Origin of the sequence: Paraburkholderia silvatlantica (genome assembly GCF_003096715.1) — a bacterium.
In the GTDB taxonomy this organism is placed as follows: Bacteria; Pseudomonadota; Gammaproteobacteria; order Burkholderiales; family Burkholderiaceae; genus Paraburkholderia; species Paraburkholderia silvatlantica.
The window spans coordinates 19,819-35,511 of sequence record NZ_QEOL01000040.1 but is presented as its reverse complement, the minus strand read 5'-3'; the positions used below and the strand labels follow the sequence as shown (position 1 = coordinate 35,511).

The window sequence follows — 15,693 nt, the reverse complement described above, 5'->3', positions numbered from 1 at the left end:
GGCGCATCATGAAACCCGCTCACACGCACAAGACCCGCGGCTTCACGCTGATCGAACTCGTTGTCGTGATGGCCATCATCGGCCTGCTGCTGACGATAGCGGTGCCGCGCTATATGCACAGCATCGAAGTCGGCAAGGAGCAGGTCCGGCGGCAGAACGTGGCGGTCATGCGCAATGCGATCGATCAGTTCTACGGGGACAACGGGCAGTATCCCGAGACGCTCGACGAACTGGTGGCGAAGCATTACTTGCGCGCCGTTCCCGTCGATCCAGTCAATGGCGATGACAAGTGGGCGGTGATCGCGTCGCCGGACGAAACCAAACCGGGCGTCTATGACGTGGCGCCGGCCAGCAGTCCGCAGGGGGCGCCGCCGCGCGCGGAAGGGAGCGCGAAATGAACCCCGCCCGGCCTGCGAAAGCGCGGGCCAGGCGGCGCTTGCGGCCGCGTACCGCACGTGAGGGCGGGCTGGTGCTGCTAGCGCTTTTGATCGCGTTGATGCTGATGTCGATCGCATTGGCGGGCGCGCTCGACGTGTGGTCGCTGCAACGCCGCCGAGAGGAGGAAAAGCAATTGCTGTTCGCTGGCAACCAGTACCGGTTGGCCATTCTGCGGTACTACCGCGTCGGCCGGGCTTACCCCGCAACGGTCGATGAACTGCTCGACGACACACGCTTTCCCAAGCCTTTGCATCATCTGCGTTTTGCCTATCCGGATCCGCTCACCGGCAAGAACGACTGGGTGCCGATGTTGCAGGGCGACCGTTTCTACGGTGTCTTCAGCAGATCGACGGAGACCACGATCAAACGCACGGGATTTCCCCGGCAATACGAGGACTTCGAGGGCGCCGAGACCTATGACGGGTGGAAGTTTCTTTTTCTGGCGCCGGGCCTGCGAACCACGCAAAGCAACGCCGGAGGCCTTGCCGCGCCTGGCAAATCAACCAGCTTTCCTGCGCTGTCTGGCTTCGATGGCGGGTTCCTGCCGGGGCAGCGGATGCCCGGGTCGCGGTAACGCGTGACGCGCGTTCAGTCGAAGAACCGAGGGTTCACCCTGGTGCCCCGCAAATCATCTGTGAGAGTCCGGAGTACCTGACCAGCGGACCCTCCCAAACGTGCCTTAGAAATCGAACCCAGGACCACCCGCGCCCGGGCCACCCGGCACTGCAGCGGGCGCTGCATCCTTGGGCGCTTCATGCACGGTGGCGTCCGTCGTCAGCAGCAGGCTGGCCACGGATGCCGCGTTTTGCAGCGCAGTACGCGTGACCTTGGTCGGATCGACGACACCTGTTTCGACGAGATCGCCGTACTGACCCGTGGCGGCGTTGTAGCCATAGTTGCCCGAACCCTCGGCAACCTTGGCGACGATCACGCTCGCTTCCTCGCCCGCATTCGCGACGATCTGGCGCAACGGTTCTTCGAGCGCACGGCGCACGATGTTGATGCCGGCATCCTGATCGGCGTTCGCGCCCTTCAGTTCGGCGATCGCCTGCCTGACGCGGATCAGCGCCACGCCGCCGCCCGGCACGATGCCTTCTTCGACAGCCGCGCGCGTCGCGTGCAGCGCATCGTCGACGCGATCCTTCTTCTCTTTCACTTCGATCTCGGTCGCACCGCCCACCTTGATGACGGCCACGCCGCCCGCGAGCTTCGCCACGCGTTCCTGCAGCTTCTCGCGATCGTAGTCCGACGTTGCCTCGGCGATCTGCGCGCGAATCTGCTTCACACGCGCCTCGATGTTGACCTTCTCGCCCGCGCCGTCGATGACCGTGGTGTTCTCCTTGCCGACCTCGATGCGCTTGGCCTGGCCGAGTTCCGCGAGCGTCGCCTTTTCGAGCGTCAGGCCGGTCTCCTCGGCGATCACCTGGCCGCCCGTCAGAATCGCGATGTCTTCGAGCAATGCCTTGCGACGGTCGCCAAAACCCGGTGCCTTCACGGCCACTGTCTTCAGGATGCCGCGAATGTTGTTCACGACCAGCGTCGCGAGCGCTTCGCCTTCCACGTCTTCCGCGATGATCAATAGCGGCCGGCCGGACTTCGCAACCTGTTCGAGCACGGGCAGCAGATCGCGGATGTTTGAGACCTTCTTGTCGTGCAGCAGGATGAACGGCTCTTCGAGCACGGCGAGCTGGCGGTCCTGATTGTTGATGAAGTACGGCGAAAGATAGCCGCGGTCGAATTGCAGACCTTCGACCACGTCGAGTTCATCGGCCAGCGACTTGCCGTCTTCGACGGTGATCACACCTTCCTTGCCGACGCGGTCGATCGCTTCCGCAATGCGCTGACCGATCGATTCTTCACCGTTGGCCGAGATGGTCGCAACCTGTGCAATCTCTTTGCTGGTGGTGGTCGGCTTGCTGATCTTTTTCAGTTCTTCGACGGCGGCGATCACTGCCTTGTCGATGCCACGCTTCAGATCGAGCGGATTGAGTCCTGCCGCCACGTACTTTTGCCCTTCGCGAACAATGGCCTGCGCGAGCACCGTGGCTGTAGTCGTGCCGTCACCCGCGGCATCGCTGGTTTTAGACGCGACTTCCTTCACGAGTTGCGCGCCGATGTTCTGCAACTTGTCCGCGAGTTCGATTTCTTTCGCGACCGACACACCGTCCTTCGTGACGATGGGACTGCCGAAACTCCGTTCGAGCACGACGTTGCGGCCTTTCGGGCCGAGCGTGACCTTCACCGCATTGGCGAGCAGGTTGACGCCTTCCACCAGTTTCGAGCGCGCGTGATCGCTGAAAGCGACTTCTTTGGCTGCCATGATTGCATTCTCCTCAGGATTGAACGACCGCGACGATATCTTCTTCGCGCAGCACGAGCAGTTCGTTGCCGTCGACCTTCACCGACTGGCCCGCATATTTGCCGAACAGCACGCGCTCACCGACCTTCAGGTCGAGTTCGATACGCTTGCCGTCGTCACCGCGACGGCCCGGACCGACGGCGACGATTTCGCCCTGATCTGGCTTTTCGGCGGCGCTATCGGGAATCACGATGCCCGATGCAGTACGGGTTTCCTGATCGAGACGCTTCACGATCACGCGATCATGTAACGGACGCAAACTCATCTGTTTCTTCCTTCAAGGCATATGGAAATGGGAATCTCGCTGGCACTCTCATGCGGCGAGTGCTGACTGAGAGCCGAGTATAAAAAGCGCCCTGTGCACGCTCCAATAATTGTTTTGCAGAAACTTAACCGGCCGCGCGAGATTAGCAATGCACGCAGCGGCCTAAAGACAGCAAGGTGCGCTACACGATCTGGCGCATATCGTTATCGGCTTTTGTTGGTTGCAGCGGCGTACTGGCGGCGCTTAGTCTGGAGGGCTGTGAACCTGTCCGGAGACTGTCGATGAGTACGATTCCCGCCACCCCTCACGACGCCGCCAGCGGCGCCGACGACGCGGAACTCGACGCGCGCTTTGCGGCCGTATTCGAGCGGATTGCTGCCGGTAGTATCGAGCGCGAGCAGAATCGGGAACTCGCCTACGATGCCGTGCGCTGGCTGAAGGAAACCGGATTTACTGCGTTGCGCGTGCCGAAGCGTTACGGCGGCAGCGGCGTGAGCCTGCCGCAGTTCTTTCGTCTGTTGACGCGCCTGGGTGAGGCCGATTCGAATCTGCCGCAGATCTTGCGGCTGAATTCGGGCTTTATCGAAAGCCGGCTCGAAAGCGACGACGAAGCATTGCGCGAGCGCTGGCTGCCGAAGATCGCCGCGGGCGAAACTGTCGGTGCGGCGATCTCCGAGCGTACGGGCAGCACGCACAACACCGTCACGCTGGTGGCCGACACAGGCGGCAACGGCTGGTGGCTGAACGGCGAGAAGTACTACAGCACGGGCACGCTCTACGCGGACTGGATCGACGTAGCCGCACACGACGGCACCGACGACGTACGCGTGATGGTGCGCGCGGACGCACCGGGTGTCGCGCGCATCGACGACTGGGACGGCTTTGGCCAGCGTCTGACGGCGAGCGGTACGACGCGCTTCCAGTCGGTGCATGTGCAAGACGATCAACTGCTGGTGCGCTACAAGGCGTCGGAGCCGCGCCGCAATACTTCATTGACGGCGTTCTATCAGACTGTCCATCTCGCGACGCTGACAGGCATTGCGCGCGCCGTGCTGCGTGACGGCGTGGCCTTTGCGCAGGCGCACACACGCACGTTCGGCGTGCCTGGCCGTTCCAGTCCGCGTGACAATCCGCTTGTGCATCGTGTAGTCGGGCGTCTCGCGAGTCTCGCGTATTCGGCGGAGAGCATTACCGCATCGGTGGCACGTTCGCTGGAAAACGCGTATCAGGCGCGACTCGCAGGACGCGCGACGAAGGAAACCTATATCGCGCTCGATATCGAAGCGTACCAGGCACAACAGATCGTGATCGAGCAGGTGCTGGAGGCGGCAACGCTGGTGTTCGAAGTGGGCGGCGCGTCAGCAACCAGCGAGACGCGAAGATTGGACCGTCACTGGCGCAATGCGCGCGTGCTGGCTTCGCACAATCCTGCGATCCAGCGTGAAGCGGCCGTGGGCAACTATCACCTGAACGGCACGCCGTCCAATGAACGCTTCAGTCTCGCGCATTCGCGCAGTGAACTGGAGCGCGTGGCAACTGATAGCGCGGTTGCCGTCAACGGATAACGGCGGATTGAACCGTGAGAAGGCGCATCTCGTCGAGATGCGCCTTGCCGCAGAGATGACGGCAATCAGAACGTGAACTGTCCTTCGGCAGCAAACGCAGCCAGCGGATTACGCGGACTCGGCGATTCGCGCTTCTGCAACCCTTCAGGCAGGGACGACTTGTCGCCCGCACGGCCAATGGCGATAGCGGCTTCGACGGCGTAATCATCGGGGATGGCCAGTTCCGCGCGGATGCGCTCGCGTTCGATACCGGCAAGGCCGTGCGCTTTCCAGCCGGACAAGCTCGCCTGCAGCGCGAAATAGCCCCATGCCGCGCCCGTATCGAACGAATGCGTGGCCAGTGCGACCGGGTCGGTTGCACCCGGCGGCGTGAACGAGCGCTTGGACAGCACGATCAGAATCGCGGCTGCATGTTGCGCCCAACCGCGATTGAATTCGTTCAGAAAGCCCAGAAAGCGGTCCCAGTGTGCCGTGCCGCGACGCGCATAGACAAAGCGCCACGGCTGCGAGTTGTACGAAGAGGGCGCCCAGCGCGCTGCTTCGAGGAAGGTCAGCAGCGAGGTTTCCGGAATCTCGTCCGGCGCGAAAGCGCGCGGAGACCAGCGCTCCAGAAATTGCCGGTCGATGGGATGTTCGGCTGTGCGTGAATTCGATGTGGTCATGGTCGTGAGCATGAAGGGTAGTCCGACCCACGACGTTAAGTGGCGACAGGCACGAATCCAAACAATGTTTGCGCATATCGTAAGCAGTGTCGCGCATATTTGCGCAGCTGGGCCACACAGCTTCGAACGGCCAGCTTATACATCGTCCGCACACTGCAAAGCAATGCACAAATGCTTGTTTGTGCATTGCCAATTTACTGACTAGGTTCAATTGATATTGCCGTGAGCAGGAGGGCGCGTCATGTCGATGAGCCTCGCATCGTTTTACCGTCTGGCCGTGCTTCATCCGTTCGAATTCGTGCGTCGGCGCGTGCAGGCGCGGCCCGTGCCGTCTGTACCGGAGCATACGTGCAAGGAAGATCCGGAGGAGCGCCTCGAACGCATCGCCCGCTACGCGCGCGCCGGCTATTTCAACATCACAGTCACATCGGATTCGTGTCAGATCATCGGCGAAATAGCGCCGGACTGAATTCGTTCACGCACAGGCATGGAGCGGAAGCAATGAGCGATGTCGTCATTGAACGCGTACAGATCGGCAGAGTTCAAGCGTGTGACCGATGAACGGGTTGCAGGCTTCTCGAAGCCGTCCGAATAAGGTGAACGGGTGAGGCGCTGCGCCTTCACGGCCGCAACGCCTCGACCGCCTCCTGACGTGACGCCGCGTCGACGCGGCGGTTTCTCGACAGGCGCGGATTGAAGGTGGCGTGCAGCGCATCGCTCAACAGGTTGAGCGCGAGAACCGTTAGCGCGATCGCGGAACCGGGCACCGCGATCATGTACCACGCGGTGCGCAGTGCTTCGCGTCCCGTACCGACCATCGAACCCCAGCTCACCACGTTCGGATCGCCAAGCCCGAGAAACGAGAGCGCCGCTTCCGACAGGATCGCATTCGCAACGAGCAGCGCGGTGGAAACGAGGATCGGCGTGAGCGCGTTGGGCAGGATCTCGATGAAGATCAGATGCGCATCGCTTGCGCCGAGCGCCACGCTGGCGCTAACGAACTCGCGCTCGCGCAACACGATGAACTCGCCGCGCGTGAGCCGCGCAATGCTCGGCCACGCGGTAATGCCGAGCGCGAACACGATGGTCGACAGCGAAGGTGTGAGGATCGCGACGAGAATGATGGCGAGCAGAAACGGCGGCACAGTCTGAAAGAACTCGGTGATCGCCATCAGCGCCTGATCGATGAGGCCGCCGAAATAACCCGCCACGCCGCCGATCAGCACGCCCAGCACGAGCGCGATCAGCGCAACGGTGATTCCCACATACAACGAGACGCGCGCGCCATGGAACAGCCCGGCGAGCAGGTCGCGGCCCATCAGGTCGGTGCCGAGCGGATAGGCATGATCGGCGCCGGGCCATTGATACGGCGCGGCGACCATGTCGAGCGGATCGCCGGGAAAGAGCCAGTTAGCGGATAGCGCGGCAAACAGCGCGAGTGCGAGCAGGATTACGCCAGCCAGCGCGGACGGCTGGCGCAGGAAGTGGAGCAGTTTCATCGACGCGACCTCGTGCGCGGATCGATCAGCCCGTAGAGCAGATCGACGACCAGATTGAGCAACACCACCAGAAACGCAGAGAGCAGCAGCACGCCAACCAGCAGATTGACGTCGCGGCTCTTGATGGCCTCGAACGACAACTGCCCGAGCCCAGGCCAGCCGAACACCGTCTCGACCACCACCGACCCGCCGATCAGCGCGCTGCCCTGCAGGCCGAGCATTGTCAGCACGGGCAGCACGGCGTGACGCAGCGCGTGATGCGTCGTCACGTACCACGGCCGTCCGCCTTTTGCGCGCGCGGTGCGGATGAAGTCTTCCTGCAAGGTCTCGATCATCGAGGCCCGCGTGAGGCGCGCAAAGATGGCCACGTAGTACAGCACGAGCGTCGCCGCGGGCAGCACGAGATGGCGCAGATGATCGAGCAGCAGCGCGAAGCCGTGATGCGCGACGTTGGTATCGGCCACGCCGCCGATCGGCAGCCATTCGAGATGCACGCCGAACACCACGATCAGCATCAGCGCGGTCCAGAACATCGGTGCCGAATAGCCGAGCGTCGCCATCGTGGACACGAGCGTATCGACGAACCCATGCGGACGGCGTGCGGCCAGCACGCCAAGCAGCAGCCCAAGGCTCACGGAAACCAGCAGGGCCGTGCCGATCAGCGCGAGCGTGGCGGGCAGGCGGCCGAAGATCAGCGTCGCCACGGGTTCGCCGAAGCGGAACGAGAAGCCCAGATCGAGCCGCAGCGCATGTTCGACATAGTGCAGCAGCTGCCACGCCATGCCCTGATTCAGGCCATAGGCTTCGCGCAGCTGCGCCACGTATTGCGGCGACACGTTGCCGCTCTCGCTGGCGATGACGTCGACGAGATCGCCGGGCATCAGCTTGAGCAGCGCGAAGTTGAGCACCGTGGTGCCGAACAGGACCAGCACGAGCTGAATCAGCCTGCGCCCTATCTTGCGCGAAGCTGGCGTGGAAGTGAGCTGCATGATGCTCAAGCCTTGTCGAACCAGACGCGCGCGAAGTTGGCGCGCGAATGGCTGGCCGTATCCGTGACGTTGCGCAGGTTCTTCGCCCACACGCCGAACCAGCGGAACTCGAACAGATTGATCAGCGACAGGTCGCGCTGCGCGATCTTCTGCAACTGCACGTACAGATCGCGCCGTTTGGCGGGATCGGTTTCCGTCTGCGCGGCTTCGATCACGCGGTCCATTTCGGGGCTCGCGTAGCCCGACGCATTGAACCACGGCGTGCCGTTGGACGCCGCCTTCGACCAGTAATGCTGCTCGATGCCGATCTGCGGATCGAGGCCGTCAGTGCCCCAGCTGCTGATCAGCTGGAAGTTGTAGTCGGTGAAGACGTTCTTGATCCAGGTCGGCAGATCCTGACCGCGCAGATTGACGTCGATGCCGACCCGCCGCAGCGACTGACGCACGAATTCGCCCGTGCGGCGATAGTCGTCGCCATACGGGATGAAATCGTGATCGAGCTTGAAGCGCCAGCCATCCGCTTTCTTCGGGAAACCGGCCTTGTCGAGCAGTTCTTCCGCGCGCTTCGGATCGTACGGATATTGCTGCGTAGCGGGCGTATAGAACGCCTTCACCAGCGACGACTCCGGCCCCGTCGCGGGTACCGCATAGCCGCCCCAGACGGTCTTGACCAGCACGTCGCGATTGATCGCGTGCGAAATGGCCTGACGCACTTCGAGCTTGCCGAGGATGGGGTCGCGCAGATTGGGTTCGAGCCACAGCCATGCCGCGTAGCCGTTATAGCCTTCGCGCGAGACCACGAGATTGGGCAGCTTCGCGAGGCGGTCGGCATCGGCGAACGTCACGGGGTTGCGCTCGCCATATTGTGCGGCGCCCGTTTCGAGAGCGGTTGCGCGGCCCGAGACGTCCGGCGTGATCTTCCACGTAATCCGGTCCAGATAAGGCTGACCGGGTGACCAGTACTTCTCGTTCCGGTCGAGCACGATGCGGTCGCCGCGCGCCCATTCCGTGAACTTGAACGGACCCGTGCCGACAGGCTTGTTGTTGTACGGATTGTTGCGGATGTCGGTGTTTTCGTAGAGATGCTTCGGCAGGATCGGCGTGCCCAGCGAATCGAGAATGCCGAAGGTCGCAGGTGTCGATTTCGACAGATGCAGCACCACGGTATGCGTATCCGGCGTGTCGATTTTCGTCAGGTATTGCAGCACGCGCCGCGAGGCCGGGCTGATCTTGAGCCACACTTCCTCGGCGGAGAACTTCACGTCGGCGGCGGTGAAGGGCTGGCCGTCGTGCCACTGCACGTTCTGACGCAGCTTGAAGGTCCACGTCAAACCGTCCGGCGAGACGTTCCAGCTTTCGGCAAGCTGCGCGCGCGGCTTCAGGTCGGGACCGTACTCGATCAGGCCGTCGAAAATCTTGCTCGCCACCGCGCCGATCATGGTCGCGGAGTTGACGAAGAAGGCGAGCGTCGGCGGCTCCGGGTGGAGCACCGCGGTGAGCGTGCCGCCGCGTTTCGCGCCGTTCAGCGTGATGGGTGTGGTCTCTGTCGTGGCCCAGGCTGCGCCTGTGAACGTGAAGGGCGTTGCCGCGCCCGCGAGCAAAGCGCCGGCGCCTTTGAGCAGTTTGCGCCGCTTCAGGTCGGCAACCGCGGCGCCCAGCGGATCATCGCGGAACAGGAGCGTCGAAGTGGAAGGGGGCTGCCGCTTGCTCTTGAAGGTCACGATCAATTTTCCTTGTGTCGGTTGAATATGAAGCCTGCGATGAGGGCACGGCGTCGATCAGCGTGCGCGTGTACGCATGTTGGGGGGAGGTCCAGATGGACGCCTGATCCCCACGTTCGACGATGCGCCCCGCCTGCATCACGAGGACGCGGTCGGCGATGTAGCGGACCACCGAAAGGTCATGCGAGATGAACAGCAGGGCGAGGCCGAGTTCATGCTTGAGATCGACGAGCAGGTCGAGCACCTGCGCCTGGATGGAAACGTCGAGCGCGGAGACGGGTTCGTCGCAGATGACGAGTTCAGGCTCCAGCACGAGCGCGCGCGCAATGCCGATGCGTTGCCGCTGCCCGCCGGAGAATTCGTGCGGATAACGCTTCAGCGCCGACGCGGGTAGACCGACTGCATCGACAATGCGGCGAATCTCCGCATCGCGTTCGCGCCGGCTGGCCACGCCGTGTATGGAGAGCGCATAGCCGAGCGTGCGTTCGACGGTATGACGCGGATTCAGCGAGCCATACGGGTCCTGGAAGATCATCTGCACGCGCCGTCGATAGGGCCGCAACGCGCGGCGCCTGCGATGCGTGACGTCCTCGCCGTCGAATACGATGCTGCCGCCCGACGGTTCGACCAGCCGTGTCAGCGCGCGCGACAGCGAAGATTTTCCGCAACCCGATTCGCCTACCAGACCCACGGTCTCGCCCGCCCGGATGTCGAGGCTCACGCCATCGACAGCGCGCAGGCCGTGATAGTCGACGCGGATATCGCGCGCTTCCAGCAACGCGCGCGCAGGCGTGCCTTCCGCGCGCTGCGGCGCCGCGCGTGGGGCGTCCGTGAGCCGCACGTCGCGATAATGCAGCCCTGCGCCGAAATGCAGCGAAGCGCCGAGCAGCGCGCGCGTGTAAGGTTGCGAAGGCTGCGCGAAAAGCTTTGCGCTCGCGGCTTCTTCGACCTTCGCGCCGTCCTTCATCACGACCACGCGATCCGCCCAGCGCCCGACCACGCCGAGATCGTGCGTGATGAGCAGCACGGCCATCGACAGTTCACGGCGCAAGCGGTCGATCAGTTCCAGAATCTGCGCCTGAATCGTGACGTCGAGCGCGGTGGTCGGTTCGTCGGCGATCAGCAGGCCGGGACGGCAGGCGACGGCAATCGCGATCATCACGCGCTGCCGCTGGCCGCCCGACAGTTGATGCGGATAATGCCCGAAGCGCCGCTGCGGCTCGGGCAGGCGCACCAGTTCGAGCAGCCCGAGCGCTTCCTTGCGCGCGGCCTGGGCCGACATCGGCCGATGCAGCGTCAAGGCTTCCGCCACCTGCTTGCCGATCGGCTGGAGCGGATTCAGCGAAGTCATCGGCTCCTGGAAGATCATGCCGATGCGATTGCCGCGCACCGCGCTCCATTCGCGCTCGCTCTGCCCGAACAGCGATTTGCCTTCGAAGCGCAGCGCGCCTTGCACATGCGCCTGGCGGGGCAGCAGACCCATCGTCGCGAGAGCGACGGTGGATTTGCCGCTGCCCGATTCGCCGACTAGCGCGACGATCTCGCCGTGTGCGATCGTCAGATCTAAAGGACGGACGGCGGCATGCGCACCGAACGACACGCCGAGCTGGTCGATCTGGAGCAGGGGCGGCGCGGCGCTCATGCCGGTTGCGACGCGGTGGAGTCCGCCTTGACGTCCGGCAGATCACGAAAGCTCGCGCCCGTATGCTGTGGCCCGAGCCGTGCGCCGTTGCCGAACAGCTTGTCGCGCAAGGTTCCCTCTGCATACGCGGTCTTGTAGAGGCCGCGCGATTGCAGCTCGGGAATCACGAGGTCGATAAAGTCTTCGTAGCTCTCCGGTGTCACCGTGCGCGTGAGATTGAAGCCATCGATATCGGCTTCGTCCACCCACGCCTGCAGGGCGTCGGCCACCTGCACGGGGTCGCCGACGATAGTCGTGTAACGGCCGCCCAGCTGCATCTGTTCGAGCAGATGGCGCACGGTCACGCCGCGCCTGCCGTCCGTCACGCGCTGCACCGACGATTCGATGCCGCGCCCTTTGTGCCCGCCGGGCGGCGCAAGCTCGTCATCGGGCGCGTAGGTCGAATAGTCGATGCCGCTGCCGGCCGAAAAGTGCGCCAGCCCGGCCTCGGGGCTCGCATACCGTGCGTATTCGGCGAATTTCTCTTCGGCTTCTTTCTGCGTGCGTCCGACCACGACGGTGATGCCCATGATGATCTTCAGATCGCGTGGATCGCGTCCGGCTTCGGCGGCTTGCGCGCGCAGCGCGTCGACCAGTTTGCGCGTGCCCGCCTTGCTCTGGCTCGATACGAACACGCATTCGGCGTGGCGCACGGCGAACGCCTGGCCGCGCCCCGACGAGCCTGCCTGAAAGAGCACCGGCGTGCGTTGCGGCGAGGGTTCGCTCAGGTGATAGCCCTCGACGTCGTAGTAGCGTCCGTGGTGTTGCACCTTGCGCACTTTCGCGGGATCGGCGAAGACGCGTTTTTCGCGGTCGCGCAGCACGGCGTCGTCCCGCCAGCTTCCTTCCCAGAGCTTGTACAGCACGTCGAGATACTCGTCGGCGCGGTCGTAGCGCTCGTCGTGCGCGATCATTTCGGTGCGGCCCATCGCGCGTGCGGCGCTGTCGAGATAGCCCGTCACGATGTTCCAGCCGATCCGGCCGTCCGTCAGATGATCGAGCGTGGAGAAGCGCCGCGCGAGCAGATAGGGCGCCTCATACGTGAGATTCACCGTGATGCCGAAGCCGAGGTGCTGCGTGGCGGCCGCCATCGCGGAGACCAGCATCATCGGATCGTTGACGGGCAACTGCACCGATTCCTTCAACGTGACGTCGGCCGATTGCCGATAGATGTCGTAGACGCCGACGATATCCGCAATGAACAGGCCGTCGAACAGGCCGCGTTCGAGCAGCTTTGCGAGATCGGTCCAGTATGAGAGCTTCCGGTAATCGGTGGAACGGTCGCGCGGATGCGTCCACAGGCCATGATTGATATGGCCGACGCAGTTCATGTTGAACGCGTTCAGAATGATTTGCTTCTTGCTCATGGGAAGGTGTTAGGCAGACGCGATGCCTGTCATGCGAGCGTGACCGGGCAGGCGCCTTCGCATCATGCGTTCAAACGTTGAAACGCATAGCGTCCCACAGTTAGAGCCGCCGGCTAACCATCAAATGCGCATTTGCATTTCAGGTGCGCCGCTGCCCGTAGATGGTGCGTGCCTGCCACTGCGCCGATGCGCGCCGTGCCGGCATCAGAAGAATATCGATGTTACGAACGTGCCGCCGCCGACCACGACGACGTCGTATTCGAGCACCTCGGTTTTCATCGTGCTTTCCTTCGGGATTTCTGGCGATCGATGCGCAGCCGGTACTGGAACGCATCACCGCGAAAGTACAGGTATTCGTAATCGATCGGTGTGCCGGACGCGTCGGCATGGCCGAGCGGCACGCCGCAGCGAAAGCCGCGCTCGAAACCAGATTGATTGAATTGCTACCTTAAATGATCCGCTGAACCTGTTTGCACCGGAATCCATACCGGAACTTATTCGATGCAACGCCTTCCTCAAGAATGACGCATTTAAGGAAACAAAAAAGCTTGCATTTCGCAAGCGGAAAACTATCTTGAGTTAACAAAATGGTTCTTGGCTCGGCACCGGAGGAGACCCATGCCGGCTACACGTATGATGATTGCGCGTCGCGCCGGCGTCAGCGTTGCCACGGTAGACCGCGTGCTGCGCGACGACCAGGGGGTTCGCCCCGAAACAGCCGAACGCGTCCATCTTGCGCTTGCGACGCTGCGTGACGAGCGCGCAAGCCGCGGCCGGCCCGCGAAAACCACTTCGTTCCGGGTCGCTTTCGTTTTGCCGCAAATCAACTCCCGCTTTCTTGATCAGGTCGAGCGCGATATCGCGCTGTCGGCCAGCTTCTTTCGCGAGCACCGAATCGTCCCGTCGTTTTATCGTTGCGACCTGTCCAGCCAGCGAGACGCTACGTTATTCGCCCAGCAGCTGATCGACTACGATGCGCTTGTGCTCGTGCCGCTCGATTATCCGTGGGTCGAGCGGATGATTCAGGACATGACGGATGCGAACGTGCCCGTCGTCACGGCGTTTTCCGACTTGCCGTCGAGTGCTCGCGCTGCGTACGTCGGCGTCGATAACCGCATCGCGGGACGAACTGCCGGCCTGCTCATGGGGCGCTTTGTCGGATCGCGCATCGGCACCGTTGCGGTGTTGTCCGCGTCGTCGCGGCTGCACGATCAGCTCGAGCGTCGCACCGGTTTCTCTCAGGTTCTTGAAGAAGACTTCCGCAACCTGCGTTGGGTCACTGAACCCGATTTCACCGAAGACGACGATAGCGCGGGCCTCGCAGTGCAAGGGCTGATTGCCGGACACCGCGATCTGGTCGGCGTGTATGTGACGGGTGGCGGCATTTCCGGCATAGCGTCCGCGTTGCAGGAGTCGGGCGACAAGGCGCGCGTCGTCCTGATCGGCCACGAATGCACCACCGACACGCGCTTGCAATTGTCCGAGCGCGCGATCGATGTGATCCTCGATCAGGACGTGCGTGGGATCGTCCATTGGGCGGGGCTCGCAGCCATCAATTTCCTGAACGACGTGCGTGGTGTGCTAACCATCCCGACACTCGAAACCCGAATCTATCTTCGTGAGAATGCGCATGCCTGACGCTCGCGACACGCGGACCGCGTTCTGAATCCGCCAGAGCCCAAATACAGCACCTGGCGCATAGGTGCTGTCCGTCATCAGGTTGGAGACCCGAAAAAGACAAGGAGAAGACAAATGTTACGTCTTACGTCAGCAAGGGTAATCACGGCGATTCTAGCGTCGATGGGGCTTTGCATCGGATCGGCGGTGCACGCGCAAGGCAAGCAATTGACACTGTGTTGGGCTGCGTGGGATCCGGCCAACGCACTCGTCGAATTGTCTAAAGACTTCACAGCCAAGACCGGCATTGCGATGAAGTTCGAATTCGTGCCATGGACGAGCTACGCGGACCGCTTCATAAACGAGCTCAATTCGCATGGCAAGTTGTGCGACCTGATCATCGGCGATAGCCAGTGGATCGGTGGTGCGGCCGTCAATGGGCACTACGTGAAGCTCAACGACTTCTTCGCGAAGAACAAGATATCGATGGACGACTTCGTGCCGGCAACGGTTGTCGGCTATGCGGAATGGCCGAAGAACACGCCGAACTACTGGGCGTTGCCAGCAATGGCGGACGCGGTGGGATGGACATATCGGAAAGACTGGTTTTCAAGACCTGAACTGCGCGCCGAGTTCAAGCAGAAATACAAACGCGAACTCGAACCGCCGACCACGATGGACGAACTCAAGCAAACCGCCGAATTCTTCCAGGGGCGCAAGATCGACGGAAAGACGGTATACGGTGTGTATATCTTCACGGAGCGCGGCTCGGAAGGTATCACGATGGGTGTGACCAACATGCTCTATAACTTTGGCTTTGAATATGAGGATCCCAAGAAGCCATATCATCTCGATGGGTTCGTGAATTCGCCGGGTGCAATCAAGGGGCTCGAGTTCTATAAGGCGCTTTACAAGTGCTGCACCGCGCCGGGCATGACGAACGCCTACATGCAGGAAGGACTCGATGCGTTCAAGTCCGGTCAGGTCGCGATGCAGATGAACTGGTTCGCTTTCTTCCCCGGACTCTACAAGGATCCGAATGTCGGCGGCGACAAGATCGGATTCTTCGTCAATCCAAAGGAGGTCCGGCAGTTCACGCAGCTTGGCGGACAAGGCATATCAGTCGTTTCCTATTCGGATCACAAAGCGGACGCGCTCGAATACATCAAGTGGTTTGCTCAAGGCGATGTGCAGAAGAAGTGGTGGCAACTCGGCGGTTATTCGGCGGCAAAGTCGGTTGTGGACGCACCGGACTTTCCAAAGAGTGCACCGTTCGCGCCCGCCTTCCTGACGTCGATGTCGATCGTGAAGGACTTCTGGGCAGAGCCAGCCTACGCCGAGTTGCTGCTCGACATGCAAAAACGCGTGCACGACTATGTGGTAGCCGACAAAGGTACCTCGAAAGAGGCGCTTGATTTGCTGGTCAAGGACTGGAACAAGGTCTTCAAGGCGGAAGGGAAGAACTGAGGTTCAAGGGACCTCAACCCGGAGAGCTCCGGGCTGCCTGCCATGGGCGGTCCGCGCAAAGGA

General features: G+C 62.3%; 14 protein-coding genes and 1 pseudogene. 6 read left to right on the top strand and 9 right to left on the bottom strand.

What is annotated here, in order from left to right; genetic code table 11:
- Nucleotides 1–8 precede the first annotated feature (8 nt).
- Both C7411_RS34830 and C7411_RS34825 read left to right on the top strand, forming a co-directional pair.
- Nucleotides 9–398 (top strand): type II secretion system protein, encoded by a 390-nt coding sequence (locus tag C7411_RS34830; protein ID WP_110388721.1) that lies wholly within the window; start codon nt 9–11, stop codon nt 396–398.
- Nucleotides 395–1,012 carry a type II secretion system protein gene (locus C7411_RS34825; protein ID WP_110388720.1) on the top strand — a complete coding sequence of 206 codons (618 nt, stop codon included), beginning with the start codon at nt 395–397 and terminating at the stop codon, nt 1,010–1,012. Before C7411_RS34830 ends, C7411_RS34825 begins: the two co-directional genes overlap by 4 nt.
- A gap of 105 nt (nt 1,013–1,117) precedes the next feature.
- Here the strand turns inward: C7411_RS34825 and groL are convergent, their stop codons facing one another.
- Both groL and groES read right to left on the bottom strand, forming a co-directional pair.
- Nucleotides 1,118–2,758, bottom strand: coding sequence for a chaperonin GroEL (gene groL / locus C7411_RS34820; protein ID WP_110388719.1), 1,641 nt, complete (start codon nt 2,756–2,758; stop codon nt 1,118–1,120).
- A 13-nt stretch (nt 2,759–2,771) separates the two neighbouring features.
- On the bottom strand, nt 2,772–3,062 hold the full coding sequence (groES, locus tag C7411_RS34815) for a co-chaperone GroES (protein WP_110388718.1): 291 nt from the start codon (nt 3,060–3,062) through the stop codon (nt 2,772–2,774).
- 281 nt (nt 3,063–3,343) lie between these two features.
- Between groES and C7411_RS34810 the strand changes: the two genes are divergently transcribed.
- Nucleotides 3,344–4,627 (top strand): acyl-CoA dehydrogenase family protein, encoded by a 1,284-nt coding sequence (locus C7411_RS34810; RefSeq protein WP_110388717.1) that lies wholly within the window; start codon nt 3,344–3,346, stop codon nt 4,625–4,627.
- A gap of 65 nt (nt 4,628–4,692) precedes the next feature.
- Here C7411_RS34810 and C7411_RS34805 read toward each other — a convergent pair whose 3' ends face one another.
- Nucleotides 4,693–5,289, bottom strand: a complete 597-nt coding sequence (locus tag C7411_RS34805; RefSeq protein WP_110388735.1) for a nitroreductase family protein — start codon at nt 5,287–5,289, stop codon at nt 4,693–4,695.
- A 241-nt stretch (nt 5,290–5,530) separates the two neighbouring features.
- On the opposite strand from C7411_RS34805, the gene C7411_RS34800 reads away from it, so the two are divergent.
- Nucleotides 5,531–5,758: a hypothetical protein gene (locus C7411_RS34800; protein ID WP_110388716.1), complete on the top strand. Its 228-nt coding sequence runs from the start codon at nt 5,531–5,533 to the stop codon at nt 5,756–5,758.
- A 151-nt stretch (nt 5,759–5,909) separates the two neighbouring features.
- Here the strand turns inward: C7411_RS34800 and C7411_RS34795 are convergent, their stop codons facing one another.
- The 6 genes and pseudogenes from C7411_RS34795 to C7411_RS38515 all read right to left on the bottom strand — a co-directional run.
- A complete protein-coding gene (locus tag C7411_RS34795) occupies nt 5,910–6,788 on the bottom strand; it encodes an ABC transporter permease (protein ID WP_110388715.1) in 879 nt (292 codons plus the stop codon).
- Complete coding sequence (locus C7411_RS34790) at nt 6,785–7,777, bottom strand: ABC transporter permease (protein ID WP_110388714.1); 993 nt, start codon at nt 7,775–7,777, stop codon at nt 6,785–6,787. The genes C7411_RS34795 and C7411_RS34790 overlap by 4 nt, the downstream gene beginning before the upstream one ends.
- A 5-nt stretch (nt 7,778–7,782) precedes the next feature.
- Nucleotides 7,783–9,498: an ABC transporter substrate-binding protein gene (locus C7411_RS34785; protein WP_110388713.1), complete on the bottom strand. Its 1,716-nt coding sequence runs from the start codon at nt 9,496–9,498 to the stop codon at nt 7,783–7,785.
- Nucleotides 9,440–11,140, bottom strand: a complete 1,701-nt coding sequence (locus C7411_RS34780; protein ID WP_110388712.1) for an ABC transporter ATP-binding protein — start codon at nt 11,138–11,140, stop codon at nt 9,440–9,442. The genes C7411_RS34785 and C7411_RS34780 overlap by 59 nt, the downstream gene beginning before the upstream one ends.
- Entirely contained in the window at nt 11,137–12,546 is a 1,410-nt protein-coding gene (locus C7411_RS34775) for an LLM class flavin-dependent oxidoreductase (RefSeq protein ID WP_110388711.1), read from the bottom strand. The genes C7411_RS34780 and C7411_RS34775 overlap by 4 nt, the downstream gene beginning before the upstream one ends.
- Before the next feature lie 275 nt (nt 12,547–12,821).
- Nucleotides 12,822–12,953, bottom strand: a pseudogene (locus C7411_RS38515) (GntR family transcriptional regulator); the annotation flags it as partial.
- Nucleotides 12,954–13,164: 211 nt separating this feature from the next.
- Here C7411_RS38515 and C7411_RS34770 point away from each other — a divergent pair.
- Nucleotides 13,165–14,184, top strand: coding sequence for a LacI family DNA-binding transcriptional regulator (locus C7411_RS34770; RefSeq protein WP_181431412.1), 1,020 nt, complete (start codon nt 13,165–13,167; stop codon nt 14,182–14,184).
- Nucleotides 14,185–14,298: 114 nt separating this feature from the next.
- Nucleotides 14,299–15,630: an ABC transporter substrate-binding protein gene (locus tag C7411_RS34765; protein ID WP_110388709.1), complete on the top strand. Its 1,332-nt coding sequence runs from the start codon at nt 14,299–14,301 to the stop codon at nt 15,628–15,630.
- Nucleotides 15,631–15,693 lie beyond the last annotated feature (63 nt).

Bases quoted from the DNA above. Each gene is read 5' to 3' on its own strand.
- C7411_RS34830 (WP_110388721.1), top strand. From the start codon at position 9: ATGAAACCCGCTCACACGCACAAGACCCGCGGCTTCACGCTGATCGAA.
- C7411_RS34825 (WP_110388720.1), top strand. From the start codon at position 395: ATGAACCCCGCCCGGCCTGCGAAAGCGCGGGCCAGGCGGCGCTTGCGG.
- groL (WP_110388719.1), bottom strand. From the start codon at position 2,758: ATGGCAGCCAAAGAAGTCGCTTTCAGCGATCACGCGCGCTCGAAACTG.
- groES (WP_110388718.1), bottom strand. From the start codon at position 3,062: ATGAGTTTGCGTCCGTTACATGATCGCGTGATCGTGAAGCGTCTCGAT.
- C7411_RS34810 (WP_110388717.1), top strand. From the start codon at position 3,344: ATGAGTACGATTCCCGCCACCCCTCACGACGCCGCCAGCGGCGCCGAC.
- C7411_RS34805 (WP_110388735.1), bottom strand. From the start codon at position 5,289: ATGACCACATCGAATTCACGCACAGCCGAACATCCCATCGACCGGCAA.
- C7411_RS34800 (WP_110388716.1), top strand. From the start codon at position 5,531: ATGTCGATGAGCCTCGCATCGTTTTACCGTCTGGCCGTGCTTCATCCG.
- C7411_RS34795 (WP_110388715.1), bottom strand. From the start codon at position 6,788: ATGAAACTGCTCCACTTCCTGCGCCAGCCGTCCGCGCTGGCTGGCGTA.
- C7411_RS34790 (WP_110388714.1), bottom strand. From the start codon at position 7,777: ATGCAGCTCACTTCCACGCCAGCTTCGCGCAAGATAGGGCGCAGGCTG.
- C7411_RS34780 (WP_110388712.1), bottom strand. From the start codon at position 11,140: ATGAGCGCCGCGCCGCCCCTGCTCCAGATCGACCAGCTCGGCGTGTCG.
- C7411_RS34775 (WP_110388711.1), bottom strand. From the start codon at position 12,546: ATGAGCAAGAAGCAAATCATTCTGAACGCGTTCAACATGAACTGCGTC.
- C7411_RS34770 (WP_181431412.1), top strand. From the start codon at position 13,165: ATGCCGGCTACACGTATGATGATTGCGCGTCGCGCCGGCGTCAGCGTT.
- C7411_RS34765 (WP_110388709.1), top strand. From the start codon at position 14,299: ATGTTACGTCTTACGTCAGCAAGGGTAATCACGGCGATTCTAGCGTCG.